We start from the raw sequence: 2966 nt of genomic DNA on the forward strand, positions 1-2966 counted from the left end.
CCGAGCCTGATCCGCAATGGCGCGGGTAATCGCCTGACGAATCCACCAGGTCGCGTAGGTACTGAACTTGAATCCCCGGCGATAATCGAATTTCTCCACGGCCCGGATCAAACCGAGGTTCCCCTCCTGGATCAGGTCCAGAAAGAGCATTCCGCGCCCGATGTACTTCTTCGCGATGCTGACCACCAGGCGGAGGTTCGCGTCGACGAGCTTCTGCTTCGCCTTGACGTCCCCCTCCTCCATGCGCTGGGCCAGGTCGACCTCCTCCTCCGCCCGCAGAAGGGGGACTTTTCCGATCTCGCGCAGATACATGCGCACCGGATCCGTCAGAGGGATATCGTCCAGCTTGCCGAAATCCCCGTCCAGGGACGGGAGCAGCTCCTCCCCAACTCCGACGGAGGCCTGAACCTTACCCCGACTTTCCTCCTCGACGACCTCAATTCCCAGCTCCTGAAGGTTGCTCAGGATGTTGTCCAGCGTATCCGGGTCCCAAACCTCCACCGGAATATGCCGCTCGATATCGCGATGCGTGACAAAGCCACGTCCCTGCCCCTCATGAACAAGGGTCCTCACCTTTCCCAGGTATTCGGGAGAATCGCTCTTTGCCGATCCGATCCTGACATCGCGCTTGTTTTCTTCCTGCACCGCACATGACCTCCATTTTCATTCCGCCGTATTTCCAGTTCCTCAGGTGGATCGGAACGCCTGTTATTCTGCCGGGACAAGGCCAAAAAACGGAGGAAAAGAGACCTCGGGGGATGGGCCGACCATCTGCCGGGTCTCGGCAAATTCCATCTCGTAAAGCAACCTGCTGATCCGAAGCTGAAGCGGATCGTCCGTCTCGTAAGCCATACAGAAACGCCGATATCCAAACTGTTCCGCAAAGAAGGCAAGGCCCGGGTCCCCGTCCTGACCGGCGAGTATTCCCTCGAAGTCCGTCAGAAACTTCTCCTCGTCGAAAAAAATCCCCTCGCTCACCAGGACGATCACCTTGATGTTCTCCATCAGCACGCCCCTGTTCCAGAGGGAGCAGAAGGCAACCCCGGCGGAAAGGTCCTCCGAACCGCCGAAGCCGGCGCCGATGAGGCGCTCCATACGCGGGGAGTAGCCCAAAATCATCATGAACCCCAGGCTGAAGGCCCCTTGGGGCTCGGCCCTGTAAAAATTGTCGCGCATCAGGCTTCCGATGGACCCCGTCCCAAGCGAGGACATGAAGAAGAACTCGCTACCCCGTTCGAGGCAGGACGCCGCCACCCTCCTCAACCTGGGGTTGAGGAGGCAATTCATGGAGATCGGCCGATAATCCACCCCGAAGGGGAACCAGGACGCGATCTCGAGGTCCAGGTCCGAATTCCAGTAAGGAAGCAAAGCATCCTCCTATTTTATCTCAGGCCTCCAATTCACCCCGAGCCTTCGGGAGCCCGAGCCAACGAAGGGACAAATCGAACCGACGGCAGCATATCCCCCGCCGCGAGAAGGGAAAAGCGCGCAGAAACACTGTTTCCGGCGTTTCTCTCCGTCGAGCCGGAGGGTATCCTTCCGGTCCAACCTCGAGGCCCCTCCGCTAGGCGACGCCGGAAGCCTGAGCCGCCTCCTGCCCTTCCCGGACGATCCGGGCCACATACTCCACCAGCTGGGATATCTCCGGCTTGGTGATCTGATAGCGCGCCCCGACGCTGGCGGCCTTGACCTTGATGTCCTCCGCCATGATGGAGGAGAAGACGATGATCGGCAGATCCTTCGTCGCCGGATTCTCCTTGATGCGGCGAGTCAGGGCAAGCCCGTCCAAGCGGGGCATCTCGACGTCGGTCACCAGTACGTCGAAATGCGCCCCCTCCTTCATGATCGCATCGTAGGCCTCCCTGCCGTCCGAGCAGAGCAGGAGATTCGTAAATCCCCCCATCGCGAGGGAATCCTTGATCTGCTTGCGGATGAGGGGCGAATCCTCCGCCACGACGATGCGGATCGCGGCCGGGTCCGTTACCCCTTCCATCAGGGCGGCGGCACGAGAGGGGTCCCACCTGCTCTGCATGGAGAGCTGCGGGCTGATTGTCTGCACGATGGCCTCGTAATCCAGCAGCAGGACGTTCCGACTGTCGCGCTTGATGACGTAGAGTATCCATTCCCCAAGGTACTTGCCCGTCAGGCTCGAGTCCAGGTCCTCCGAGTTGATGCGGTAGATCCGCTCCACGGCGTCGACCACAAAGCCCAGCTTGACCTCGTTGAACTCGGCAATGATCACCTTGCTCTGGTCGAGGTCCACCGAGGGTTCGATGTCCAGAAAAACGCGCAGGTCAACCATAGGAAGGACCTCGCCCCTGACGGAGGTAATCCCGATCAGGGACCTGGGGGAATCGGGGATGACCCGGCATCCCGGCCAACGCAGAATCTCCCTGGTTTTATCGACGTTGATTGCAAATGATTGTCCCCCCAGGAAGAAAACCACGACCTGCCACTCGTTCGTGCCGACCTCCGTGATGACTTTCTTGACTTCCTGCATTTGAATACCCCGTTTCTTCAGCGACAAATCCCTCTCTGAGATTGAATCCAATCCTGTTTAATATACCACCATTCCTCGAAAAGCGACAGACAACTCCCCCATCCAAGTCCGCAGATTGCGGCGGTTTTATCGGGAAGCGAGCATGTTGTATCGACTTCCCGAACACCTTCCGAGGCTGTGTTGTCTGCCCGATCACTATACGGCAAAAGACGGAAATGTCAAACGGGCTTCGCCCCTCCGCCGCACTCCGGACCGCACACTCCTCCCGGAGGGCCGCCGCTCCCCTTTTGGGAGAGGAGCGCTTCGGTATAATACGCTTGGAGTTCACGCCTCGCGTGCACCCGAAAAGCCAAGGGGAGATGACTGAGATGGGAGAGCCTTTTCGCGTATCCGACCTTCTGGACACCCTGATACGACTGGAGGAGAGGGGAAGCGCCTTTTATGGGGACCTCGCCGCAAGGACGAA

General features: G+C 59.2%; 3 protein-coding genes. All 3 read right to left on the reverse strand.

Annotation, left to right across the window (positions count from 1 at the left end; genetic code table 11):
• Positions 1-645 (reverse strand): sigma-70 family RNA polymerase sigma factor (locus tag Q0176_RS05695; protein ID WP_299300115.1); only part of this gene is annotated, 645 nt, incomplete at its 3' end.
• Positions 646-708: 63 nt separating this feature from the next.
• Positions 709-1368: a hypothetical protein gene (locus Q0176_RS05700; protein ID WP_299300117.1), complete on the reverse strand. Its 660-nt coding sequence runs from the start codon at positions 1366-1368 to the stop codon at positions 709-711.
• Between the two features lie 196 nt (positions 1369-1564).
• The gene (locus Q0176_RS05705; protein ID WP_299300119.1) at positions 1565-2500 is read right to left on the reverse strand and encodes a chemotaxis protein; all 936 of its coding nucleotides are present in this window, start codon (positions 2498-2500) and stop codon (positions 1565-1567) included.
• Positions 2501-2966 lie beyond the last annotated feature (466 nt).

Origin of the sequence: uncultured Fretibacterium sp. (assembly GCF_938040765.1) — a bacterium.
Lineage (GTDB): Bacteria > Synergistota > Synergistia > Synergistales > Aminobacteriaceae > CAJPSE01.